This is a genomic window from Aminobacter sp. HY435 (genome assembly GCF_027568395.1).
Taxonomy (GTDB): domain Bacteria; phylum Pseudomonadota; class Alphaproteobacteria; order Rhizobiales; family Rhizobiaceae; genus Aminobacter.
In genome coordinates this window covers 216,408-219,773 of sequence record NZ_JANKZL010000004.1, presented here as the reverse complement: position 1 = coordinate 219,773, position 3,366 = coordinate 216,408, and the positions used below count along the sequence as shown (strand labels likewise).

General features: G+C 64.7%; 3 protein-coding genes. 1 reads left to right on the top strand and 2 read right to left on the bottom strand.

Translation table 11 applies throughout. The annotated features are described in order from the left end of the window. Positions 1-242: 242 nt before the first annotated feature. Both PCJ21_RS06020 and PCJ21_RS06015 read right to left on the bottom strand, forming a co-directional pair. A complete protein-coding gene (locus PCJ21_RS06020) occupies positions 243-554 on the bottom strand; it encodes a MoaD/ThiS family protein (protein WP_269930468.1) in 312 nt (103 codons plus the stop codon). A 9-nt stretch (positions 555-563) separates the two neighbouring features. Next, on the bottom strand, positions 564-1,646 hold the full coding sequence (locus PCJ21_RS06015) for a WD40/YVTN/BNR-like repeat-containing protein (protein WP_269930467.1): 1,083 nt from the start codon (positions 1,644-1,646) through the stop codon (positions 564-566). Positions 1,647-1,967: 321 nt separating this feature from the next. On the opposite strand from PCJ21_RS06015, the gene PCJ21_RS06010 reads away from it, so the two are divergent. Then, complete coding sequence (locus PCJ21_RS06010) at positions 1,968-3,287, top strand: NAD(P)H-dependent oxidoreductase (RefSeq protein WP_269930466.1); 1,320 nt, start codon at positions 1,968-1,970, stop codon at positions 3,285-3,287. Positions 3,288-3,366 lie beyond the last annotated feature (79 nt).

The window sequence follows — 3,366 nt, the reverse complement described above, 5'->3', positions numbered from 1 at the left end:
TTAGACTACCTGTCGCAGCAAGGTGCGAGCCAACACGGCTCGCACCTGATGCCTCGAGACAAGTTGAATGAATATACAGGCTCGGGTTCGCTGCCAGCGCCTGGAGGGCGATCCTACCCAAGACAACAGGAGATGGGCATTCGATCGCTGCAGCTGCACGCCGGCGGGTTGGTGCAAGCCATCGTTTTCCAGGTTTTCCACGGTCTTGCGGGCGGACCACGGTCTCCAGTTGAGAAGTCGTCCTATCCGCCGCTGATCGCGGTCAGGATGAAGATCTCGACGCCGGGTTCGAGCGGCGTCGCCAAGGTCGCGCGCTCGCCCTCGACGAACACGTTCATGTGCTTGCGGATGGCGGGGCGGCTGTCGCAGATGCGGTCGCGCATGCCGGGCCAACGCCTGTCGAGCTCGGCAACCACATCGCGCACCGTCGAGGCAGGCACCTCGATGCGTCTGGGGGCGCCGGGAAACAGGTCGACCAGCACGGCCGGCAGGCGCACCACGACTGTCGTCAGCGCTGCCGCCAGGGAGCTGTCAGGGGCGAGGCTGTTGTCCATGTCCCGGCCTCAGCTGTCGACGACAAGCGTTTCGACAGACAGGATCGGAGGCAGATGCTGGGCGATGTTGGTCCAGTTCTCGCCCTCGTCGGCGCTGGCGAAGAGGGCGCCGGAGCTTGTGCCGAAATAGACGCCTGCGGGGTCCAGCCGGTCGGTGGCCATCGCCTGGCGCAGCACGCCGATATAGGCGTTTTCCTGCGGCAGGCCGTTGCGCATTGCCTGCCAGTTGCTGCCTCCGTCGCGGGTGCGCCACACGGCGGCCTTGGCGTCGGGAACGAAACGGCCGGCGCTGTCGCCGTTGAGCGGTACCAGATACAGCGTCTCCGGATCGCGCGGGTGGGTTGCGGCCGGAAAGCCGAAGGTCGAGGGCAGCCCCTTTTCGATGCTGATCCAGCGCTTGCCGCCGTCGTCGGAGCGGTACATGCCGCAGTGGTTCTGCTGGTAAAGGCGGTCGGGCATATCAGGCGCCATGACGATGTTGTGCACGCATTGGCCGAATTCCGGGTAGTTCTCGCCTTCCGGCAGGAAGTCGGCGCGGGTGCCGAGGTTGCGCGGCTCCCAGGTCTTGCCGCCGTCGCCGGTGTAGAACACGCCGGCCGCCGAAATGCCGATCCAGATGCGGCCGTGATCGTTGGGATCGATGACCAGGGAATGCAGGATCAGGCCGGCGCCGCCGGGATTCCAGTGCGGACGGGAGGGGTGCTTCTGCAGGTTTTCGACATGTTGCCAGCTTTCGCCCGCATCATCCGAGCGGAACAGTCCGGCGGGCTGGACGCCGGCATATAGACTGCCGTTGGCGCTGCCGAGGCTCCACACCGCCTTGATCGGCTCCTCGCCTTCGGCATAGGCGAGGCCATTGCTGGAATGCGTCCAGGTCTCGCCGAGATCTGTCGATTTCCATACCGCCGGACCGAACCATTCGTTGCCGCCGGCGCCCCAAATGGTGCCTGTCGCCGGGTTCGCGACGAGATGGTTCATCGGCCATGTTTCGCAGTACGGCCCGCGCAGCTTCCAGCTTCGCCTTGCCGTGTCGCTCTGGGCAATGAAGGCGCCCTTCTTGGTGCCAAGAAGCACCAGCACTTGCTTCGCCATCGTTCTCCTCCCACGAGGGCCGATCTTCACAAGCAGAATCCGGATCGGCTGCTATCGCATTCAAAAATCGACTGTTCTCGCCCGGCGTGCTTTTCAGTGGCCGCCGATTGGCCCTTGGTCCGGACAAACCAGGGGCGTGGGCCAAAGGCAGTCTATTCTAGCCGTTCCGATGCATCGCGAACAGATTATTGCCCGACTACTACTGACAAACCGCTGGCGAAGGCGCATTCCGGTTCGGACATTGGTGTTGACAGCAGGCGATAATTCAATACCCGTCGAACGTTGACTACACGCGCATTGCTTACTCGAAAGGATCGATCAATGACGATCAACGTGGCACCGGTCGGCCTGACGCGCGACCTCATCGAGCGGGAGAAATCGGGCAAGCCGATCCGCATCGGCCTGGTCGGGTGCGGCGAGATGGGCACCGACATCGTCACGCGCGTGGCGCACATGCCCGGCGTCGAGATCGGCGCGATTTCCGAGCTTCATCCCGAGGTGGCACTGAAGGCTGCCGACATCGCCTACCAGGAGGGCGGGCACGCACGCGAAGTGTCCAGCGCTTCGGCGCTGAACGCCGCCATCGAGGCGAGGAAGATCGCCGTCACCAGCGACGCCGACCTGATCCTCAACAGCGGCCAGATCGACGTCGTCATCGATGCGACCGGCGTGCCGGCCGTTGGCGCCGAGATCGGCCTGCGCGCCATGGAGCACGGCAAGCATCTTGTGATGATGAACGTCGAGGCCGACGTCACCATCGGCGCCTATCTCAAGAGCGAGGCCGACCGGCTCGGCGTCACCTATTCGCTCGGCGCCGGTGACGAGCCGTCGTCGTGCATGGAATTGATCGAATTCGTCTCGGCGATGGGTCACACCGTCGTTGCCGCCGGCAAGGGCAAGAACAACCCGCTCAACATCGACGCCATCCCGGACGACTATGCCGAGGAAGCGGCCCGCCGCAACATGAACAAGCGCATGCTGGTCGAGTTCGTCGACGGCTCGAAGACCATGGTCGAGATGGCGGCGATCGCCAACGCTACCGGGCTCGTGCCCGACAAGGCGGGCATGCACGGTCCGGCCGCGACCTTGTCCGAGCTCTCCAAGGTACTGGTCCCGGAAAAGGATGGCGGCGTGCTGTCGCGGGTCGGCGTCGTCGACTACACCATCGGCAAGGGCGTCGCGCCTGGCGTGTTCGTCATTGCCGACATGTCGCATCCGCGCATCTCGGAGCGCATGGAAGACCTCAAGATGGGCCACGGCCCGTACTTCACTTTCCACCGGCCCTATCACCTGACCTCGCTCGAGGTGCCGCTGACGTGCGCGCGCGTCGTGCTCTACGGCAAGGCCGACATGGTGCCGTTGGCCAGGCCGGTGGCCGATGTTTGCGCGGTCGCCAAGAAAGACCTCAAGCCGGGCGACCGGCTCGACGCCATTGGCGAGTACACCTACCGAGCCTGGATCATGACGGCTCCCGAAGCGCGTGCTGCCAAGGCGATTCCCTGCGGCCTGCTGCAGGGTGGGTCGGTCACCGCGCCGATCAGGAAGGGCGAACTCATCACCTACGCCAATGCCGCGGTCGAGCCCGGCTCGAAGATCGCTGAACTCAGGGCGCGGCAGGACCGGCTGGTCTACGGGGCATAGGCAATTGCGCCATTGTGAGCGCGCTGCCAGCGATGGCGTGCTCGGGCCTATTTCAGCTTGAGCGCGCCTGTGGCATCGC